The following is a 20,756-nucleotide window of genomic DNA, read 5'->3' as shown; positions in this document are numbered from 1 at the left end:
CGCTAGCGCCTGGGCCCGGGCCCATGGGCGGCCGATAGCCGTGAAATCAGGAAGTCCCGGAAAACGCGCACCACTTCCGCGTGCGTCCTTCCCTGCAAGGTCTGGACCTCGATGCTGCGCTCGCTCATCGCGCGGTCCCGGATGGGAATCGCGCACAAGCCGCGTTCTTCCAGCAGCAGGCGAACCGAGACCTCGCTCGCCAGCGTGATGGCATCGCTCAGCCGCGCGAAGTTCAGCAAGGCCTCGACGTAGTTGCTGGTGAATACCGGGTCGATCGTGACACGCTGGCGTATGCAGGCAATGTCGAACACCTGGCGCACGGTGGTATCCGCATCCGGCAGGGCCATCGGGTAGCCCTGCAGTTGTGACAGGGTGACCTGCCTGGATTTCGCCAGGGGATGGCCGGCGCGCATGATGGCAAGGCCGGGCGCGGGCTGGCGATGTTCCACCATCACGTCTTTCTGGCCGACCCGGCTGTAGTTGAACACCACGCCGATATCGCATTCCCCCTGACGCACGCGGCGGGTGACTTCGGCTGGCGCATCTACCGTCAGGTGAAAGCGTATGCCGCGATACTGGCCGCGGAACGCATCGATGACGCTCGGCAGGAACTGGATGGCGAAGCCTTCCGAACAGGCGATGCGCACGTGGCCCGTGCCGAGGCCTTGCAGCGCCAGCACGTCGGCCACGACCCGCTCTGCCTCGAAACTGGATTTGCGCGCATGCGCCGCGAGCAGTTCGCCCGCCGCGCTGAGGATCATCCCCCGCGGCCGGCGCTCGAACAAGACCACGTCCAGGGCCTCCTCCAGGCCGGCAATCTGCCGGCTCACGGCGGAACCCGCGACGTTCAGGCGCAATGCCGCCTCGCTGATCGATCCGCAACGGACGACCTCCAGGAAGTAGCGCAGGGCGGTGCTCTGCAAACGATGGGACTGCGACACGAACTCTCCGGCTGGATGGGTGCGGTTTGCCTTTTAGGCAAACCATGTATCTGAATTCTATGCTTTTCGCAAAGTCAGAGAGGGCCTAGGATTCGAACAACCCTGCATTTCTTCGATCCAGCTACACCTGGCCAGAGGCGAATCCATGAACGCGCATGTGAAATCGGTACGCTTGAGCTTTGCGCGCTCAGCCGGCGCTGCATGACGAGACGGGGCCGGTTTGGCAAGCCGGAAGAACTCTGGCGGATCGCGTCGCGGTGATGTATCGCGGCGGCATCGTGGAGCAGGCCGCTCGCGAGGCGATCTTTGCGGCGCCTTCCCACCCCGATACGCGCATGCTGCTGTCGTCCGCGCCGACTCCGGAGCCCGGGCCGGGGATCCCGGATATCCGGCGGGATTCCGAACCGCTCGCCGCTTGATCGAGGCGCGCGCACGCCCATGGATTTCACGAAACAGACTAGGAAGAAGAGACATGAGCCGCTCACAAGCCCTCGAACTCGCGGCCCGCTACTTCGATGACGGCAGCTTCGAGCAGGTGCTCCGGCAACGCGTGGCGATGCGCACCGAAAGCCAGAACCCCGCCAGCGCGGCCATCCTGGAGGCCTACCTGACCGATGCCATCGGGCCGCAGCTGGACGCCCTGGGATTTAGCTGGAAGCTCGTCGACAACCCGATCGCCAGCGGCGGACCGTTCATGCTGGCGCAGCGGCTGGAACCCGATGCCGCGTTCACCGTGCTGACGTACGGGCACGGCGACGTGGTGCGCGGCCAGGATGCGCAGTGGCGCGAGGGCCTTGGCCCCTGGGAGGTTTCGCTCGACGGAGACCGTTGGTATGGCCGCGGCACCGCCGACAACAAGGGCCAGCACACCATCAACCTGGCTGCGCTGACGCAGGTGTTGACGCTGCGCAAGGGCAGGCTGGGCTACAACGTCAAGATGATTCTCGAGATGGGGGAAGAGACCGGTTCGCCAGGCCTGCGGGATGTGTGCGCCACGTACGCCGGCGAGCTGGCAGCGGACGTGTTCATCGCATCGGATGGACCTCGCGTGGCGGCCGGGCGGCCGACCATCTTCCTGGGCTCGCGGGGATTCTGCAACTTCAGGCTGGCCGTCAATCTGCGCGAAGGCGCACACCATTCCGGCAACTGGGGCGGACTGTTGAGCAACGCCGGCACGCGGCTGGCGCATGCGATCGCCAGCGTGGTGGATGCCAGGGGCAGGGTACTGGTAAGGGGATTGTTGCCGGAGAGCTTGCCGGCGAACGTCCGTGCGGCGCTCATGACCATTGCGGTCGGCGGCGGCCCCACCGATCCCCGGATCGATCCCGACTGGGGAGAGCCGGGCTTATCGCCTGCCGAACGTGTGTACGGTTGGAACACATTCGAAGTGCTCGCCTTCAAGACCGGCAATCCCGACGCACCGGTCGGGGCGATTCCCGGCCAGGCGTTTGCGTTATGCCAGATCCGCTTTGTGGTGGGCAGCGACAGCGGCAATTTCATGCGCCACCTTCGGCAGCACCTGGATGCGCATGGCTTTCAGGACGTGTCGGTCCAGCCCGACGGCGAGCCGATGCAGGCAACCCGGCTGAATCCGGACGATGCGTGGGTGCGGTGGGCCCGGGAGTCGGTGCTCCGCACCACAGGCGAGCAGCCGGTACTGCTGCCGAACTTTGGCGGGTCGCTGCCCAACGATGTCTTTGCGGACGTGCTGGGCCTGCCCACCCTCTGGTTCCCGCATTCCTATCCGGCGTGCAGCCAGCATGCGCCCGACGAGCACCTGCTGGGCAGTGTGGCCAGGCAGGCGCTGCAGATCATGGCTGGCGTGTTCTGGGATCTGGCCGAGGGCGGCGCCGCCGTCGCCAGGACGCGGCCACCAGGCGCATGAATGCACGGCGCCCCGGCGCCGGCGCATGTGCTTGTGGCGCTTCAGATCGGAATCTGCGTCGTCGATAGCACCTGCTTGAGCACCATGAACGAGCGTATCTGCCGGACGCCCGGCAGATACAGAAGCTGCTCGGCATGAAGGCGATTGAAGCTCTCGCTGTCCTTGGTCCGCAGCATCATGAAGTAGTCGAACTCGCCGGTCACCACATGACATTCCATGCATCCGGAGACCTTCTGGGCGGCCTTCTCGAACTCGGAGAAGGATTCGGGCGTGGACCTGTCCAGCACCACGCCGATCATCACCAGCATGCCCGCGTCGAGCGCGGCGGGATTGAGCAGCGCCACGATGCCGCGAATCAGGCCCATTTCCTTCAGCCGCTCGACACGCCGGAGACAGGCCGGCGGGCTCAGGCTCACCTTTGCCGCCAGCGCCACATTCGAGATGGACGCGTCGCGCTGAAGTGCGCGAAGGATCGCCTTGTCGGTGCGATCCAATGTCTCGGAAAGGGGCGCGGGTTGCTCGGATTTGGTGCGAATTTTTATTTCGTCCATGATGATTTATGAAAAATTAACATGTCGATATCTAATGTTTATTTTTCTAATAGTGCATAGATCAATCAATATTTGCAACCACGTTTCGTGTGTTTTTTCCTAGGATGGAGGCCATCGAAGCATCAATGAAAGGTCGTTCACATGCCTGTGTTCTTCGCCAGTCTTGATGCCTGGATACCCGCCCTCAAACCAGGAGTTGCCAGCATGAATCTGAATCGCTTCCCCCGCCACCAACTGACGTTCGGGCCCACGCCCATCCAGCCTCTGAAGCGACTGAGCGCGCATCTCGGCGGCAAGGTTGAACTCTATGCAAAACGCGAGGACTGCAACAGCGGCCTGGCATTCGGCGGCAACAAGACCCGCAAGCTCGAATACATCGTTCCAGATGCGCTGGCCCAGGGGTGCGACACGCTGGTCTCCATCGGCGGCATCCAGTCAAACCAGACGCGCCAGGTCGCCGCCGTGGCGGCGCATCTCGGGCTGAAGTGCGTGCTGGTGCAGGAAAACTGGGTGAACTACTCGGACGCGGTATATGACCGTGTTGGCAACATCCAGATGTCCCGCATGATGGGCGCCGATGTGCGCCTGGTCAGCGATGGTTTTGATATCGGGATCCGCAAGAGTTGGGAAGAGGCGATGGAGAGCGTACGCCAGGCGGGCGGCAAGCCGTACCCGATCCCGGCCGGGTGCTCGGAGCATCCGCTCGGTGGCCTCGGCTTCGTGGGCTTCGCGGAGGAAGTGCGGGCACAGGAGGCCGAACTCGGCTTCAAGTTCGACTACGTCGTGGTCTGCTCGGTGACCGGCAGCACGCAGGCCGGCATGGTGGTCGGCTTCGCCGCCGACGGTCGCGCAAACCGCGTGATCGGCATTGATGCATCCGCCAAGCCGGAGCAGACCCGCGCGCAGATCCTGCGCATCGCCAGAAACACCGCGCATCTCGTCGACCTCGGCCGCGAGATCACGGAGGAAGACGTTGTTCTCGACACCCGCTACGGTGGGCCGGAGTACGGCTTGCCTTCCGAGGAGACGCTTGAAGCCATCCGCCTGAGCGCCAAGCTCGAGGGCATGATGACCGACCCCGTCTACGAGGGCAAATCGATGCAGGGCATGATCGATCTCGTCCGCCGAGGCGAATTCCCGGCAGGCTCCAGGGTGCTCTACGCGCACCTGGGCGGTGCCCCGGCACTGAACGCCTACAGCTTCCTGTTCCGGAACGGCTGATCCGCCAGCCTGCCTGATTGCCCGAGGAAGGCCGGAGCGACGGGCATCCGCCCGGCGGTGACGGCGCTCGGGCGTTGCGGGCTGAAAAGAGACGCCACAAGACAGTGCTAAACGCAGTTGGCTGCTTTTTTTCCATCGCCAGATCAAAGGAGTAGAAACTGATGAAAACGACTCTACGCAGCGTCGCCATGGCGATCAATGTGCTCTCGTTGCCGGGATTGGCCGTGTGCGCAACGACTGCGCACGCCCAGGGCTATCCCGCCAAGCCTGTGATGCTGGTAGTACCGTTCCCGGCGGGTGGCGCGGTAGACATCATCGGACGGATGGTCGGCAAGAAGCTGGGCGAGAGTCTCGGGCAGGCCGTGGTCATCGAGAACCGCGCGGGCGCTGGCACGATCGTTGGCGCCAGCTACGTGGCAAAGGCAGCGCCTGACGGCTACACCCTGTTCATCAGTTCAGGATCGACCTTCACAGTCAATCCGGCCATCAATGCCAACCTGCCATACGACCCGGTCAAGAGCTTTGAACCGGTCGGCCTGGTGGCGCGCGTACCGCTGATCTTGCTGGCCAATCGCGATGTCCCCGTGGGCAACCTGAAGCAGATGATGTCGGTGGTAAAGGCCGAGCCGGGAAAATACGCCTATGGCTCGTTCGGCAATGGCACGACGGGGCATTTTGCTGGAGAGATGATCCTCGCCGCCACCGGGATGAAGTTGCAGCACATACCCTACAAAGGCAGCGCGCCGGCGATTGCCGACCTGATTGGCGGGCAGATTCCCTTCTCGGTCGACACCATTGCGGCATCCCTGCCGCATATCAGGAGCGGCAAACTCAAAGCGATCGCGGTGACCGGCGCCAGGCGCGCAACGTCGCTGCCGGATGTTCCAACTGTTGCGGAGTCTGGCTTCCCGGGCTTCGATGCCGATTCGTGGGTCGCGATCGTGGCGCCGCGCGGCCTGTCTCCTGACGTCAAGGCACGTCTGGAGAAAGCACTGGCGCAAACCATGAAAGACCCGGATATCCGGAAACAACTGATGGCCAACGCGCTGGAGCCCTCCTACGCGGCGCCGGACCAGGTTAGCGCCATGATCGAGAAGGACCTGCCGCAGATGCGCGCCATCGCCCAAAAGGCCGGTATCCAGGCAAATTGAGCCGGGCATTTGCCGGCGCCTGCCGGCGCCAGTCAGGTCTTGCCGGGAAACGGCGCAAGCAAGTGCAACATCGAGCCCCGGCAATTGCGGGCGGCAGTCAATCCAGCGGAGTGCAACAGAGATGGAAACGCGTGACCGCTTCGGTTCCACCATTGCGACCGATCAAGCAGATCCCGAGGAGCTTCAGGAATGGCGCGACGCGCTCGACGGCGTGTTGTCTGCCTGGGGGCCGGAGCAGGGCAAGGAGCGCGCCTGCGCCATCCTGGACGCGCTGCTGGCGCATGCGGGGAAGCGCCGGCTGCAGTGGCGCCCCGCGCAGGTAACGCCATACCTGAACACCGTGCCGGTCGAGGCGCAGCCGCACTATCCCGGCGATATGGCGATCGAACAGCGCCTGTCGGCGATCCTGCGCTGGAACGCACTCGCCATGGTCGTGCGGGCAAACCGGACGCACGGCGAACTCGGCGGCCACATCGCAAGCTATGCCTCCGCGGCCGACCTGTTCGAGGTCGGCTACCAGCATTTCTTCCGTGGCCGTGGTGCTGCGCAAGGTGGAGATCTCGTCTTCTTCCAGCCGCACTCGGCACCCGGTGTCTACGCGCGCGCTTTCCTGGAGGGCCGGCTGGACGAGGCCTCGCTTTGCCACTACCGGCAGGAGATCGTTGCCGAAGGCCATGGCGTGCGCGGCCTGAGTTCCTATCCCCATCCCTACCTGATGCCGGATTTCTGGCAGTTTCCGACCGGGTCGATGGGCATCGGCCCGCTGAACGCCATCTACCAGGCGCGCTTCATGCGCTACCTGGAAAACCGGGGGTTGCAGCAGACCGGCGAGCGCCGGGTCTGGGGCTTCTTTGGCGATGGCGAGATGGACGAGCCGGAGTCGGTCGCGGCACTGACGCTGGCCGCCCGGGAAGGGCTGGACAACTGCACCTTCGTCATCAATTGCAATCTCCAGCGGCTGGATGGGCCGGTGCGCGGCAATGGGCGCATTGTCGATGAGCTCGAGGCCTTGTTCGCAGGGGCGGGATGGAACGTCGTCAAGTGCCTGTGGGGGTCGGAGTGGGATGCGCTGCTGGCGCGCGATCATGGCCATGCGATCAGCCGCGCGTTCGCGCAGACCGTGGATGGCGAGTTCCAGACGCTCTCGGCCAACGATGGCGCGTTCAATCGCGATCATTTCTTCAGCAAGACGCCAGCGTTGCGGGAGCTGGTGGAGCATCTCTCCAACGATGAGATCGACCGCCTGCGCCGGGGCGGCCACGACCCGGCGAAGATACACGCGGCATTCGCCGAAGCAGCGAAGCGCAACGGGCGGCCCTCCGTGGTGCTGGCCAAGACCATGAAAGGCTATGGCATGGGCGCCATCGCACAGGGCCGGATGACCACGCACCAGCAAAAGAAGCTCGGCCAGGACGATCTGCTGGCGTTCCGGGACCGGTTCCAGTTGCCGCTCTCCGACGAACAGGTTGCACAGGCCGCGTTCTACCGGCCAGCGCAGGACAGCCCCGAGATCCGCTATCTCCATGCCAGGCGTGCTGCCCTCGGCGGATATCTCCCTGAACGCAATCCAGCTGCCGAGGCGCTGCCGGTACCGGGGCTGGATGCCACCGCCGCATTCGCCTTGCACGCCAACGGCAAGGCGATGAGTTCCACCATGGCCCTGGTGCGATACCTGGGCGCCTTGCTCAAGGACCCGGTGCTGGGTCCGCGGATCGTCCCGATCGTCGCCGACGAGGCGCGCACCTTCGGCATGGCCAACCTGTTCCGCCAGGTCGGCATCTACGCGCCGTTCGGCCAGCTCTACCAGCCGGAGGATTCGGCGTCCATGCTGTCGTATCGGGAAGTCAAGGATGGGCAGATCCTGGAGGAGGGCATTACGGAAGCCGGCGCGTTGTCGTCGTGGACCGCGGCGGCCACCAGCTATTCGACGCACGGCCTCACCATGCTGCCGTTCTATATCTACTACAGCATGTTCGGCTTCCAGCGTGTCGGCGACCTGATCTGGGCCGCCGCCGACCAGCGGGCACGCGGGTTCCTGATCGGCGCCACCTCCGGGCGCACCACGCTTGGCGGCGAGGGCCTGCAGCACCAGGACGGTACGAGCCATCTGGCGGCGTCGACCATTCCGAACTGCCGCGCCTATGATCCGGCGTTCGCCGGGGAACTGGCCGTCATCGTCGACCACGGCATGCGCCGCATGGTCAGCGAACAGGCGGATGAGTTCTACTACGTTACCGTCACCAATGAACTTGTCGAGAATCCGAGCCTGCCGGCCGCTGCCCACGAGGGCGTGGTGCGGGGTATGTACCTGCTGCGGCGTGGCGCCGCATTGGCTCACCGTGTGCAGTTGTTCGGCAGCGGGGCGATCCTGGGTGAAGTGCTGAAGGCCGCGCAGCAGCTCGAGCAGGCGCACGGTATTGCCGCCGATGTCTGGAGCGTGACCAGCTACATCGAGCTGGCGCGCGAAGGGGCGGAACGCGAGCGCTTATGGCGCCATGGCGCCATTCCGGCCAACGACAGCTGGTTCGGGCAGCAACTCAAGGCGAGCAGCGGACCGATTGTCGCGGCCTCCGACTATGTCCGGGCGCTGCCGGAAATGGTCCGTGCCTTTGTGCCGCCGGGGCGCCGCTATGTGACGCTGGGTACCGACGGCTTCGGGCGAAGCGATTCGCGGGCGGCGCTGCGCCGCTATTTCGAAGTCGACGCCGCGGCCATCGTCCAGGCAAGCCTGAGGGCGGTCGGGGAGATACTCGCGGACGAAACCGCTAGCGAGCGCAGGCACCTGGCTGAAGTGATATCGCTGGCTTCGATATAACTGCGCCAGCAGGCGGTCGCTGGTGTCCACCGCGATCTCGATCGACAGCAGCGGGAACAGCGCCTTGAGCCCCACCAGCGCCTCGGTCAGCCGGCCCGGGGACGCCGCCATGATGCTGCCCACCGCGAACCGGCCGGCGCTGCCGAGGCGCAGTTCGCCGAGGTCGCGGTTGAGCGCTTCCATGCTGCCCCGCATGCCGCGGAAGTACCCCATCACGCGCTCGCCCGCGGGATTGAGCTGCAGGCCCCGGCCCACCCGCTCGAACAGGGGCTGCCCGAGCGAGTCTTCGAGTTCGTGGAGCATCTTGGTCGCGGCGGGCTGCGTGAGCCCAAGCTGGCCGGCGGCGGCTCTGAGGGTCTTGCGCTCCTCGATGGCAAGCATCAGCGCAATCTGGCGCATGCGCAGCCGGTTGAGCAGTTGCGGTGTCGAGTCTTGCTTGTCGATGGAACCCATTGATTACTCCTGGTTATCGATCTATCAAGTTCTTTCAATATACTGTGATCAATCGCGTGGGTACTATGCGTTCAACCGGCGCAGCTTCCAAACCAATAAATAGAAACTGGAGACATTGATGAAAGCACTGATGGCTCGACCGCGCGTGCGATCGCGCCCAGCCTGCCAACGCCCGGCCACGAGGGCCGCCACGATGGCTTCCTGCCCGTGACCCCTGCCCCGGCAGCATCCCCAGCGGATGGCTGTCCCCGGGGCGGCAACCTCTTCCGCATGAACCACGTCAAACTGCACTGACACCATGATCCCTTCGACAAAACCCGTGGTCGCGGTCACGCTGGGCGATCCCGCCGGCATCGGCGCCGAACTGATCGCCAGGCTGCTGGCCAGGCCGGAAGCGGCGGCCATCGCCAACATCGTGCTGGTCGGCGACCGCTGGCTGTGGCAGGACGGCCAACGCATCGCCGGTACCGACGTGGCGACGGACGAAGTGGCAACGCTGGCCGAGGTGCGGGGCAGGGCCGGCACCGCGCGGCCAGCCTTCCTCGCGGTGGACAGCATCGCGGCCGCCGATGTGCACCGCAGCCGGGCCGAGGCGCCGGGCGGGCGTTCGGTGCTGCAGGTGCTGGACCAGTGCATGGACGCGACGCTGGCCGGCGCCATCGACGCGATCTGCTTCGCGCCGCTCAACAAGCAGGCCATGAAGCTGGGGGGCCTGCGCCATGAGGACGAGTTGCACCATTTCGCCGAGCACCTGGGCGTGACCGGCTACTTCTGCGAGTTCAATACGCTCGGCGACCTGTGGACGTCGCGCATCTCGTCCCACGTGCCGCTCAAGGACGTCGCCAGCCATCTCAGCGTGGCGCGCATCGAGCAGGCGGCGGAGCTGATCTATCGCGCGCTGCTCGCCAACGGCGTAGCCACGCCGAAGGTGGCGGTGGCGGCCTTCAACCCGCATGGCGGCGATGGCGGCGTCTGCGGCCGCGAGGAGATCGACATCATCGAGCCGGCGGTGCGCGCCCTGCAGTCCCGCGCCTGGCCGACCGACAAGCCGTTCCACGGCCCTTTCCCGGCGGACACCATCTTCCTGAAGGCGCGGGCGGGCGAGTACCAGGCCATCGTCACCATGTACCACGACCAGGGCCAGATCGCGATCAAGCTGATGGGCTTCTCGCGTGGCGTGACGGTGCAGGGCGGGCTGCCGATTCCCATCACCACGCCGGCCCACGGCACGGCCTACGACATCGCGGGCCAGGGCAAGGCCAATGTGGAGGCAACCTGGCAGGCGTTCCAGATCGCCTGCCGCATGGGCGCGGCCCGCAACCGATCGGTGGGAATGCCTGCCTGAACCCGTTCCATGTCCCGGCGATCGCGCGGCCAGCCGGGCCGGGGATCACGGCGGGGACCTGTCCTGGCAGCGGCCCGCCTTTCCCACGCTTACTGGTCAAGCTCCAGGCAGAGATACTTCATCTCGAGGTATTCGTCGATGCCATGGCGCGAGCCTTCGCGGCCGAGGCCGGATTGCTTGACGCCGCCGAACGGTGCCACCTCATTCGAGATCATGCCGGTGTTGATGCCCACCATGCCGTACTCCAGGGCTTCGGCCACGCGCCACACCCTCGCCAGATTGCGCGAGAAGAAATAGGCAGCGAGACCGAATTCGGTGTCGTTGGCCATGGCGATGACTTCGTCGTCGTCCTTGAAGCGGAACAGGGGCGCCAGTGGGCCGAAGGTTTCCTCGCGCGCCACCCGCATCGCGGCGGTGGCGTCGGCCAGTACCGTGGGCTCGAAGAAGGTGCCGCCCAGTGCGTGGCGCTTGCCGCCGACCAGCACGCGTCCTCCCTGGCCGAGCGCATCCGCGATGTGGCTTTCCACCTTGGCGACCGCGTCGGCATCGATCAGCGGACCTTGCGTCACGCCGCTATCCACGCCATGGCCGGGGCGCAACTCGCCCACCGCGCGCACCAGCCTCTTTGCGACTTCGTCGTACACCGCGTCGTGCACGTAGATGCGGTTCGCGCAGACACAGGTCTGGCCGCTGTTGCGGAACTTGGAGGCCAGGATGCCTTCCACCGCGCGGTCCAGGTCGGCATCGTCGAATACGATCAGGGGCGCATTGCCGCCGAGTTCGAGCGAGAGCTTCTTGACCGTGCCCGCGCATTGCGCCATCAGCAGCTTGCCGATCTCGGTCGAGCCGGTGAAGCTGAGCTTGCGCACCACCGGGCTGGCGCACAGCACGCCGCCGATCTGGACCGGGTCGCCGGTCACCACCTGCAGCACCCCGCGCGGCACGCCCGCTTCTTCGGCAAGGACGGCCAGTGCCAGCGCGGTCAGCGGCGTCTGTTCGGCCGGTTTCAGGATCATGGTGCAGCCCGCCGCCAGCGCCGGGCCGGCCTTGCGCGTGATCATCGCGGCCGGGAAGTTCCACGGCGTGATCGCCGCGCAGACGCCGACAGGCTGGCGCAGCACCAGCAGCTTCTGGCTGGCGCGCGGGCTGGACAGGACCTCGCCGTCCACCCGCTTTGCCTCCTCGCCGAACCACTCGAGGAAGGAGGCGGCGTAGGCCACCTCGCCGCGCGCTTCGGCCAGCGGCTTGCCCTGTTCGGCGGTCATCAACCGCGCCAGGTCTTCCTGGTGGGCCAGCATCAGGTCGGCCCAGCGGCGCAGCACGGCCGCGCGGGCCTTGCCGGTCAGGGCTTGCCAGGCCGGCAGCGCGCGCGCGGCGGCATCCACGGCTTGCCGGGTCTCGGTGGCGCCCGCCTTGGGAACGGTACCGATGAGGTCCTGCGTGGCGGGATTGCGCACGGCCAGCACTTCGCCATCGGCGGCGTGCGTCCATTCGCCATCGATCAGGCAGGTGTCGCGCAGCAGTTTGGGTCTTTGCAATTGCATGATGGTCTGTCTCTTACTGGGTCAGTCCTGCCAGCGCCTGCGACAGCGTGCCCAGCGCGGCATCGAACTGCGCCTGCGGGATGGTGAGCGGATAGAGGAAGCGGATCACATTGCCGTACGTGCCGCAGGTCAGCAGAATCAGCCCGGCCGCCATGGCGCGCTGCTGCACCTGCTTGGCGAACTCCGGGGCCGGCTGGCCGGTCGCGGGATCGTGGAATTCCGCGGCGATCATGGAGCCGAGCCCGCGGATGTCGGCAATGGCCGGACAGTGCGGGCGGGCCTCATGCAGGGCGGCCTTCAGCTGGTTGCCAAGCGTGGTGGCGCGCTCGCACAGGCGCTCCTCGGCAATGGCGTCGATCACCGCGTGGGCGGCGGCCACCGCCAGCGGGTTGCCTGCATAGGTGCCGCCCAGGCCGCCGGGCAGCGCCGCGTCCATGACGTCGGCACGGCCACAGACCGCCGACAGCGGCATGCCGCCCGCGAGGCTCTTGGCCATGGTGACGAGGTCGGGTTGCACCGGGTAGTGCGACATGGCGAACAGTTCGCCGGTGCGGCCGAAGCCGGTCTGCACTTCGTCGGCGATCAGCAGGATGCCGTGGCGGTCGCAGAGCGCGCGCAGCTGCTGCATGAACGCCACCGGTGCCGGATGGAAGCCGCCTTCGCCCTGGACCGGCTCGATGATGATGGCCGCCACGCGTTGCGGGTCCACATCCGCCTTGAACAAGGATTCCAGCGCGTGGATCGATTGCCCGACGCTCACTCCGTGCAGCTCGCAGGGGAACGGGGCGTGGTAGACATCGCCCGGGAACGGGCCGAAGCCGACCTTGTAGGGGACGACCTTGCCGGTCAGCGCCATGCCGAGCAGGGTGCGGCCATGGAAGCCGCCGGAGAAGGCGATGACGCCGGCCCGGCCGGTGTATGCCCTGGCGATCTTCACCGCGTTTTCGACCGCTTCCGCGCCGGTCGTGAACATCGCGGTCTTCTTGAGCCCGTCGATCGGCACCAGGGCGTTGATGCGTTCGGCCAGCGAGACGTAGCTCTCGTACGGCACGACCTGGTACGCGGTATGGGTGAAGCGCTCGAGTTGCGCCGCAATGGCCTGCATCACGCGCGGATGGCGGTGCCCCGTATTGAGCACGGCGATACCGCAGGCGAAGTCGGTGTATTCGCGGCCTTCCACGTCCCAGAGCGTGGCGTTCTCGGCGCGGTCCGCATAGAAATCGCACATCACGCCGACCCCACGCGGGGTGGCAAGGGCGCGGCGCTGGTTCAGTTCAAGGTTCTTCATCAGGTCTCCATGGGGCTGGCTGTAGCGGGAGTCGCCGGCCGGTGACACGGCGACGCAGGGTGCATTTCAACCTCCTTTGGCACTACAATCCAGTACCGCATTGACAAATCCGATGGTGCCAATTGAGATCCATCTGTGGCGACCTGCTACTTCAGCGTCTTGGCCCCGAAGGCCCCAAGGCCCTCGCCAGGCCGCTGAACCGTAGCCTCTACGAGTGCATTCGGGGGGCGATTCTCGACGGCAGCCTCGGTCCGGCGACGCGCTTGCCGCCGTCGCGCGACCTGGCCGCCGAGCTTGGGCTATCGCGCAATACCGTGATGTTCGCCTATGAGCAGTTGCTGGCCGAGGGCTATGTCCATGCCCGCACCGGCAGCGGTACCTTCGTCGCGGCGACCGCGCCGGAGGCCTACCTCAATGCCGTATCGGCCGAGGCCGATGCGGTCCAGGCGCAGCCCATGCCGGGCTTGTCTCCCCGCGGCCTGGAACTGCTGGCCAATGCGTCGGCTTCCCCGTCGCAATGGGGTGCGTTTATGCCGGGGGTGCCCGACGTGACGCGCTTTCCACACCGGCGCTATGCCCAGATCGCGGCGCGCCTGTGGCAGCAGCCGCCACCCGAGTGGCTCAGCTATTGCCACGGCGGCGGCTTGCCCGCCTTGCGCGAGGCCGTGGCGACCCACCTGCGGGTGGCGCGCTCGGTGCGCTGCGATGCCTCCCAGGTCCTGATCACCGAAGGCATCCACCAGGCCATCGACCTGGTGGTCCGCCTGCTCGGCATGTCGGGCGAGCAGGCGTGGGTGGAGGAGCCGAGCTACTGGGGTATCCGCAGCCTGCTGCAGGTGAGCGGCATCGGCATGGTGCCGATGCCGGTGGATGACGAGGGCCTGGCCTTGCCTGCGCAAGGCAGCGGCGCGGCAGGGCCGGCGCCGCGCTTTATCTTCGTCACGCCGTCGCACCAGTATCCGCTCGGCGCGGTGATGAGCCTGACGCGCCGGCGCGCCTTGCTGGAGTTCGCCAGGCGCCGCGGCAGCTGGATCGTGGAAGACGACTACGACAGCGAATTCCGCTTCTCCGGGCAGCCCATCCCTTCATTGCAAGGCATGGAGCCGGATGCGCCGGTGATCTACATCGGCACCTTCAGCAAGACCTTGTTCCCCGGGCTGCGCATGGGATACATGGTCCTGCCGCGCAGCCTGGCAAGCGCCTTCCAGACCGCGCATTCCGAGCTGTACCGGGCCGGGCACCTGATGACGCAGGCCACGGTGTCCGAGTTCATGCGGGCCGGCGACTATGCCGCCCACATCCGCCGCATGCGGCTGCTGTACGGCCGCCGCCGCGCCATCCTGGCGAGCCTGATCGAACGCTACCTTGGCGCCGGGGCGCTGCATGCCTATGGCAGCAATGCCGGCCTGCACCTGGTGCTGCGCCTGCCCGACGACGCGGACGACGTCGGCATCGCGAACGAAGCCGGCCGGCGGGGCATCCTGGTCAGGCCGCTGTCGCGCTATTTTCTCGGCAGCGCCGTGCAGCGCGGCTTGCTGCTGGGCTATGCATGCGTGCCGGAGGAGCGGATCGGGCCCGCGTTCGAGACCCTGCTTGGCTGCCTGAGGGCGTGATGCCCGGCCGGCCGCCGGCGTCTACCGCATGCGGTACCACGCGCAGCCGTCGTCGCCGGTTTTCATGACGGCTTCGCCACGGTGCAGCAGGTAGTTCAGGTGCGCCACGCTTTCGCCGGTGGCCATGCCCAGCAGGTTGGGTTCCGAGCCGATCGGGCGGGAGAACAGTTGCGGGAACACATCCACCGCGCGCCTGGGTTCGGCGAGTGCGCCGCGCAGGCGGTCGAGCGCCTGGTGCTGGCTGCGCATCAGGTGCTCGAGCCGCGCATGCAGGCCGCGGAACGGCTCGTTATGCGACGGCAGCACCAGCACATCGTCGGGGATCTCCCGCCGCAGCTTGCCCAGGGAGGCCAGCCAGTCGGCCATGGGATCGGCATCCGGCTCGGTCGGGAAGACGGAGACATTGGACGAGATCCGGGGCAGGACCTGGTCGCCCGAGATCAGCAGTTTCAACTCGGGGCTGTAGAAACAGGCATGCTCCGGCGAATGCCCGTTGCCGACCACCACGCGCCATTGATGGGCGCCGATGGTCAGGAACTCGCCGTCGCGCAGGCGGCGGAAACTATCCGGCAGGGCATGCACGAACTTGCCAAATCCGCCGAAGCGGGCGCGGTAGCCTTCGATGGCCTCTTCCGTCCAGCCGGCCCGCCGGTAGAAGCTCTCGCCGTCGGCGGGCGCCTCGCGCCCGGTGTCGGCGGCCAGCACCCGGCACATCAGGTATTCCAGCCGCGTCATCCACAGCCGGCAGCCGAACTTGCGGGTCAGCCAGCCGGCCATGCCGACGTGGTCGGGGTGCATATGGGTGACGAACAGGCGCGTCAGCCCGCCCTGCGCCAACGCGCCGCCTTCGGCGAAGAGGTCGCGCCAGGCCGCGGCGGTCTCGCTGGTCTGCAGGCCGGAATCGAATGCTGCCCACCCGTCGCCGTCGCGCACCGCCCACAGGTTGATGTGGTTCAGGCCAAGCGGCATCGGCATGCGCAGCCACAGTACCCCGGGCGTAATTTCGCGCGCCAGGCCCGGCGCGGGTGGATCGCCGCATGGGTAATCCAGATTGGGCTTGTTGTCGGGGGAGGGGACGAGGGTCTTGTCGTTCATTGTTTGTTCGCCGTCAATCGTTAACCGTTAACCGCCTGTTGCCGCCTGCTAAGCACCTGGGATCGCGAAAAGGCCGATCCTCCGGTTAAGGATCATAAGGTGCCTTCGCCCTTGATGCACACCAAAGTTGCAAGCGGGGCCATGGTCCGAACCGGATCAAGTCTGTCGGAAGTCACCCGCGGCGCCATTCCGTGCGAAGGGGGTGGCTTCCGCGGAATCCTGCGCGGGGGAGGCCGCGATGACGATGTGGGGCTAATCAAACGTAAAATACCCCAACGCCGCCAGCGACAGGCGACAGACAACGAGCAACAGGTTCCCAAGGCAGCAGCGTGGTTCAACTTCAACAGGGTTTCCTTCTGACCCGGCATTGGCGCGATACGCCGGCGGGCACGGAGATCGAATTCTGGCTGGCAAGCGACGCCGGCCCCCGGCATATCCGCCTCGCGCCGCAACCCTCCGTGGCGTTTATCCCGGCGGAGCAAAGCGAGCAGGCGGCGCTGCTGTTGCGCGGCGAGCGCCAGTTCGAACTGCGCCCCTTGCCCCTGCGCGATTTCCACCAGCGGCCCGTGCTGGGCCTGTATTGCCAGCAGCACCGCCAGCTGATGAAGCTGGAGAAGCTGTTGAGGGAAGGGGGCGTCAATGTCTATGAAGCCGATATCCGCCCCCCGGAACGCTACCTGATGGAGCGGTTCATCACCGCGCCGGTCTGGTTCAGCGGCGAGCCAAATGGCGACGGCCCGCTGCTCAACTGCCAGATGAAGCCGGCGCCGGCCTATCGCCCGCCGTTGAAGCTGGTGTCGCTGGATATCGAAACCACCGCTCACGGCGAGTTGTACTCCATCGCGCTGGAAGGCTGCGGCCAGCGCCAGGTCTATATGCTCGGCACGGCGAACGGGGACGAGCCCGCGCTGGACTTCGCGCTGGAGTACTGCGACAGCCGCCAGTTGCTGCTGGAGAGGCTGAATCAATGGATTGCCCGGCACGACCCCGATGCGATCATCGGCTGGAACCTGGTGCAGTTCGATCTGCGCGTGCTGCAGGAGCATGCGGAACGGTTCCAGGTCCCGCTGCGGCTTGGCCGTGGCGGCGGCGTGCTGGAATGGCGCGAACATGGCTTCCAGCAGAACCATTTCTTTGCCTCCGCCGCCGGCCGCCTGATCATCGACGGCATCGAGGCGCTGAAGTCTGCGACCTGGACCTTTCCGTCCTTCAGCCTGGAGTACGTGGCGCAGACCCTGCTGGGCGAGGGGAAATCGATCGACAACCCCTATCAGCGCATGGCGGAGATCGACCGCATGTTCGCGCAGGACAAGCCGGCGCTGGCGCGCTACAACCTGAAGGACTGCGAGCTGGTGACCCGGATCTTCGCCAGGACCGAGCTGCTGACCTTCCTGCTCGAGCGCGCGACGGTCACCGGCCTTGCCGCGGACCGCAGCGGCGGGTCGGTCGCCGCCTTCACGCACCTCTATCTGCCGCTGATGCACCGCCAGGGCTACGTGGCGCCGAATGTCGGCGAACTGGCGGCGCAGGCTAGTCCGGGCGGCTTCGTGATGGACTCCCGGCCCGGGCTGTACGAGTCGGTGCTGGTGCTGGACTACAAGAGCCTGTATCCCTCCATCATCCGCACTTTCCTGATCGATCCGGTCGGGCTGGTGGAGGGGATGCTGCATCCGGGCGACAGCGATTCGGTGCCGGGTTTCCGCGGCGCGCGTTTCTCGCGCAGCAAGCATTGCCTGCCGGCCATCGTCGAGCAGGTCTGGCAGGGGCGGGAGGCGGCCAAGCGCCAGCAGAACAAGCCGCTGTCGCAGGCGCTGAAAATCATCATGAATGCGTTCTACGGCGTGCTGGGATCGAGCGGCTGCCGCTTCTTCGATCCGCGCCTGGCGTCGTCGATCACCATGCGCGGCCATGACATCATGCGCCAGACGCGCGAACTGATCGAAGCCGAGGGCTATGCGGTCATCTACGGCGATACCGACTCCACCTTTGTCTGGCTGAAGCGCGCACATACGGAGGAACAGGCTGCTGCCATCGGCCGCGCGCTGGTCCAGCATGTCAATCAATGGTGGCGGCAGCGCCTGCGGCAGGAATTCGGCCTGGAGAGCGCGCTGGAGCTGCAATTCGAGACGCATTACCGGCGCTTCCTGATGCCCACCATCCGCGGCGCCGAGCAGGGCAGCAAGAAGCGCTATGCAGGCCAGATCGTCAGGGCCGACGGCAGCGACGAGATCGTCTACAAGGGACTGGAAACGGTGCGCACCGACTGGACGCCGCTGGCCCAGCATTTCCAGCAGGAGCTTTACCAGCGTATTTTCAGGCAGCAGCCATACCGGGACTATGTGCGCGACTATGTCGAGCGCACCATGCGGGGGGAGTTCGACGATCAATTGGTGTACCGCAAGCGGCTGCGCCGCGACCTGGAGGACTACCAGCGCAATGTGCCGCCCCACGTCCGCGCGGCCCGCACCGCCGATGAATTCAACCGCCAGCAGGGCCGGCCCCTGCAATACCAGAACGGCGGCTGGATCAGCTATGTCATGACCGTCGCCGGTCCGGAGCCGCTGGAAACCCGGCAATCGGCGATCGACTATCACCACTACCTGACGCGCCAGCTGCAGCCGGTGGCGGAAGCCATCCTGCCGTTCCTGCACGAGGACTTCGCCACGCTGGTGACGGGGCAGATGGCTTTGTTTTAAAGATAAGGCAATGAGATGACGCGAGACCGGCCGCGCAGGCATTGCCGGCCTGGCCTTCGTGCGCCGCGCAAGCCTCGGAAACCAGGCATCCAATGCGTGCGAATAAATACCTGCCGCCGCTCGCAGGGCTTTTGACATGGGTCAAGTGGTCTGACGGCGCGCACGGCTAAGATGGGTTCTGTCATGGAGATGCGGGGGCGCTCTTCATGACTTGTCTACCCGTTTCCAGAACACGGAAACTTGGCCCGCGCCACGCAAGTGGGGCGGGCTTTTTTACGGTGCGCCCGGCAGGGCGCACTCACTTGAGGGTGCAAGTCCCTTACACACCCGGCAAGGGGAAGTGTTAGCCAGAGGCAAGGGTTCCCCGGGCGACTGGGGGTCTGAAGGAAGCCCGAGGCAAAGCGCTGGCCTGACGAACAGGAAGCGGATACGAGGCGCCGTATTGGGGTGAGGTAGCCGTAATTGCTGAAGCCCAATACTTGCACGGAACGATGCGGCGTAAATCCGACAGGCATAAGCATGAAGGTGAGTGCGTCATACCCGGGGAGATCTGCACCGCTGCCATGGTGCTACCGACGTCGAGAGGCGTCGGGATGGCGGTGCAGAAGTCAGCAGAGGCCATAGTAGGCGAGCGGTTGGCGCTGAAGGGCCGAACATGAACGAGCGCGATTAGGACGACAGACCTCGATGCTTACCGACGAAGCCCAAATGCACGAACGAGTGCAGCCCACAGCGGAGGACGGCAGGCGGAACCTGCCTGGGGCCGATGGGGGTGCGGAGGCTGGCACGGCGGCTGTCGGGCAAACGAAAGCGCGGGCGCCATCGCTGATGGAGGCGGTGGTCGAGAAGGGCAACATGTGGCTGGCGTACCGGAAGGTGGTCAGCAACGGCGGCGCGGCCGGGGTGGATGCCCTGGCGGTGACGGCGTTGCGCGACTGGCTGAAGGTGCACTGGCCGAGCGTCAAGGTGGCGCTGTTGACCGGCCAATACATCCCGCAGGCGGTGCGCGCGGTGGAGATCCCCAAGCCTGCGGGCGGGGTGAGGACACTGGGCATCCCGACGGTGGTGGACCGGCTGATCCAGCAGGCGCTGCTGCAAGTTCTCCAACCGATCTTTGAGCCGGGATTCTCCGAGTCGAGCTACGGCTTCAGGCCGGGGCGCAGCGCTCAGCAGGCGGTCTTGCAGGCACAGCGGTATGTGCGGGAAGGCCGGCGCTGGGTGGTGGACATCGACCTGGAGAAGTTCTTCGACCGGGTCAACCACGACATCCTGATGTCGCGGGTGGCGCGGCAAGTGAAGGAGGTCCGGGTGCTCAAGCTGATCCGGCGGTATCTGGAAGCGGGGCTGATGCGTGGTGGGATGGTCGAGGCAAGGAGGCAAGGCACGCCGCAAGGCGGGCCGCTGTCGCCGTTGCTGTCGAATATCCTGCTGACGGATTGGGACCGTGAGCTGGAGAAGCGGGGCCTCGCGTTCTGTCGTTACGCGGACGACTGCAATGTCTATGTGCGCAGCGAGACGGCAGGGCAGCAGTTGTTGGCCGGCATGACAGCATTCCTGGAGGAGCGGCTGAAGCTGCGGGTCAATGAGGGCAAGAGCGCGTGTGCACGACCTTGGGCGCGCAAGTTCCTGGGTTACAGCCTGACAGGGCAGCGTCAGCCGCGGCTTCGTATCGCGGCGGAAAGCCTAAGCAGGCTAACGGCCCGGGTACGGGAGTTGGTGCGTCCGGGGCGAGGGGGGAGCCTGGCCCATACGATTGCAGTGCTGAATCCGGTGCTGCGCGGGTGGATCGGGTACTTCCAATACACGGAAGCGAAAGGGGTGTTGGAGACGCTGGACGGGTGGGTGCGACGACGGCTGCGCTGCTTGCTATGGAGGCAGGCCAAGAGACGTGCTACCCGCACTGTGATGCTGCGTCGGCAGGGATTAACGAAGGATCGCGCGTGGCATTCGGCCCGCAATGGTCATGGGCCATGGTGGAATGCGGGGGCTAGTCATATGAACACCGCGTTCCATAAGCGCTACTTCGACGCCATGGGGCTGGTCTCGCTGCTTGATACCCAGCAGCGCCTGCAGTCTCGCTTGTGAACCGCCGTATGCGGAACCGCACGTACGGTGGTGTGAGAGGGCTGAGGGGGTGACCCCTCACCCTACTCGATTT

At 65.9% G+C, this 20,756-nt stretch carries 14 protein-coding genes and 1 pseudogene; 9 read left to right on the top strand and 6 right to left on the bottom strand.

Annotated elements, in window-relative coordinates; translation table 11 throughout:
- Nucleotides 1-2 precede the first annotated feature (2 nt).
- Complete coding sequence (locus tag AC3FOF_RS31085) at nucleotides 3-941, bottom strand: LysR family transcriptional regulator (protein WP_276268899.1); 939 nt, start codon at nucleotides 939-941, stop codon at nucleotides 3-5.
- A 179-nt stretch (nucleotides 942-1,120) separates the two neighbouring features.
- On the opposite strand from AC3FOF_RS31085, the gene AC3FOF_RS31080 reads away from it, so the two are divergent.
- Nucleotides 1,121-1,360 carry a hypothetical protein gene (locus AC3FOF_RS31080; RefSeq protein ID WP_488728776.1) on the top strand — a complete coding sequence of 80 codons (240 nt, stop codon included), beginning with the start codon at nucleotides 1,121-1,123 and terminating at the stop codon, nucleotides 1,358-1,360.
- A 53-nt stretch (nucleotides 1,361-1,413) separates the two neighbouring features.
- Complete coding sequence (locus AC3FOF_RS31075) at nucleotides 1,414-2,826, top strand: M20 family metallopeptidase (RefSeq protein ID WP_488728775.1); 1,413 nt, start codon at nucleotides 1,414-1,416, stop codon at nucleotides 2,824-2,826.
- A 41-nt stretch (nucleotides 2,827-2,867) separates the two neighbouring features.
- Here the strand turns inward: AC3FOF_RS31075 and AC3FOF_RS31070 are convergent, their stop codons facing one another.
- On the bottom strand, nucleotides 2,868-3,377 hold the full coding sequence (locus tag AC3FOF_RS31070; RefSeq protein ID WP_017227369.1) for an Lrp/AsnC family transcriptional regulator: 510 nt from the start codon (nucleotides 3,375-3,377) through the stop codon (nucleotides 2,868-2,870).
- A gap of 204 nt (nucleotides 3,378-3,581) precedes the next feature.
- Between AC3FOF_RS31070 and AC3FOF_RS31065 the strand changes: the two genes are divergently transcribed.
- The 3 genes from AC3FOF_RS31065 to mdeB all read left to right on the top strand — a co-directional run bounded on the left by AC3FOF_RS31065 (nucleotide 3,582) and on the right by mdeB (nucleotide 8,564).
- A complete protein-coding gene (locus AC3FOF_RS31065; RefSeq protein WP_017227368.1) occupies nucleotides 3,582-4,598 on the top strand; it encodes a 1-aminocyclopropane-1-carboxylate deaminase in 1,017 nt (338 codons plus the stop codon).
- 188 nt (nucleotides 4,599-4,786) lie between these two features.
- Nucleotides 4,787-5,749: a Bug family tripartite tricarboxylate transporter substrate binding protein gene (locus AC3FOF_RS31060; protein WP_017227367.1), complete on the top strand. Its 963-nt coding sequence runs from the start codon at nucleotides 4,787-4,789 to the stop codon at nucleotides 5,747-5,749.
- A 121-nt stretch (nucleotides 5,750-5,870) separates the two neighbouring features.
- A complete protein-coding gene (gene mdeB / locus AC3FOF_RS31055; RefSeq protein ID WP_276268897.1) occupies nucleotides 5,871-8,564 on the top strand; it encodes an alpha-ketoglutarate dehydrogenase in 2,694 nt (897 codons plus the stop codon).
- Here mdeB and AC3FOF_RS31050 read toward each other — a convergent pair.
- A pseudogene (locus AC3FOF_RS31050) lies at nucleotides 8,562-9,017 on the bottom strand (LysR family transcriptional regulator); the annotation flags it as partial. The gene mdeB and the pseudogene AC3FOF_RS31050 sit on opposite strands and share 3 nt — an antisense overlap.
- 298 nt (nucleotides 9,018-9,315) lie before the next feature.
- On the opposite strand from AC3FOF_RS31050, the gene AC3FOF_RS31045 reads away from it, so the two are divergent.
- A complete protein-coding gene (locus tag AC3FOF_RS31045) occupies nucleotides 9,316-10,362 on the top strand; it encodes a 4-hydroxythreonine-4-phosphate dehydrogenase PdxA (protein WP_488728774.1) in 1,047 nt (348 codons plus the stop codon).
- 89 nt (nucleotides 10,363-10,451) lie between these two features.
- Here the strand turns inward: AC3FOF_RS31045 and AC3FOF_RS31040 are convergent, their stop codons facing one another.
- Together AC3FOF_RS31040 and AC3FOF_RS31035 are read right to left on the bottom strand one after the other, a co-directional pair.
- Complete coding sequence (locus AC3FOF_RS31040) at nucleotides 10,452-11,906, bottom strand: NAD-dependent succinate-semialdehyde dehydrogenase (RefSeq protein WP_488728773.1); 1,455 nt, start codon at nucleotides 11,904-11,906, stop codon at nucleotides 10,452-10,454.
- A gap of 13 nt (nucleotides 11,907-11,919) precedes the next feature.
- The gene (locus tag AC3FOF_RS31035; protein ID WP_276268894.1) at nucleotides 11,920-13,194 is read right to left on the bottom strand and encodes a 4-aminobutyrate--2-oxoglutarate transaminase; all 1,275 of its coding nucleotides are present in this window, start codon (nucleotides 13,192-13,194) and stop codon (nucleotides 11,920-11,922) included.
- 122 nt (nucleotides 13,195-13,316) lie between these two features.
- Here AC3FOF_RS31035 and pdxR point away from each other — a divergent pair, with 122 nt between their 5' ends.
- Complete coding sequence (gene pdxR, locus AC3FOF_RS31030; protein ID WP_346430332.1) at nucleotides 13,317-14,807, top strand: MocR-like pyridoxine biosynthesis transcription factor PdxR; 1,491 nt, start codon at nucleotides 13,317-13,319, stop codon at nucleotides 14,805-14,807.
- A 21-nt stretch (nucleotides 14,808-14,828) separates the two neighbouring features.
- On the opposite strand, the gene AC3FOF_RS31025 is transcribed toward pdxR, so the two are convergent.
- Nucleotides 14,829-15,902, bottom strand: coding sequence for an MBL fold metallo-hydrolase (locus AC3FOF_RS31025; protein WP_276268893.1), 1,074 nt, complete (start codon nucleotides 15,900-15,902; stop codon nucleotides 14,829-14,831).
- A gap of 329 nt (nucleotides 15,903-16,231) precedes the next feature.
- Between AC3FOF_RS31025 and AC3FOF_RS31020 the strand changes: the two genes are divergently transcribed.
- A complete protein-coding gene (locus tag AC3FOF_RS31020; protein ID WP_488728772.1) occupies nucleotides 16,232-18,598 on the top strand; it encodes a DNA polymerase II in 2,367 nt (788 codons plus the stop codon).
- 687 nt (nucleotides 18,599-19,285) lie between these two features.
- Nucleotides 19,286-20,683 carry a group II intron reverse transcriptase/maturase gene (gene ltrA, locus AC3FOF_RS31015; RefSeq protein WP_276268756.1) on the top strand — a complete coding sequence of 466 codons (1,398 nt, stop codon included), beginning with the start codon at nucleotides 19,286-19,288 and terminating at the stop codon, nucleotides 20,681-20,683.
- Nucleotides 20,684-20,756 lie beyond the last annotated feature (73 nt).

Source organism: Cupriavidus sp. 96C5-1 (assembly GCF_057798855.1).
Note: the sequence above shows the minus strand (reverse complement) of the source record. Positions and strands in the feature narration are given on the sequence as shown.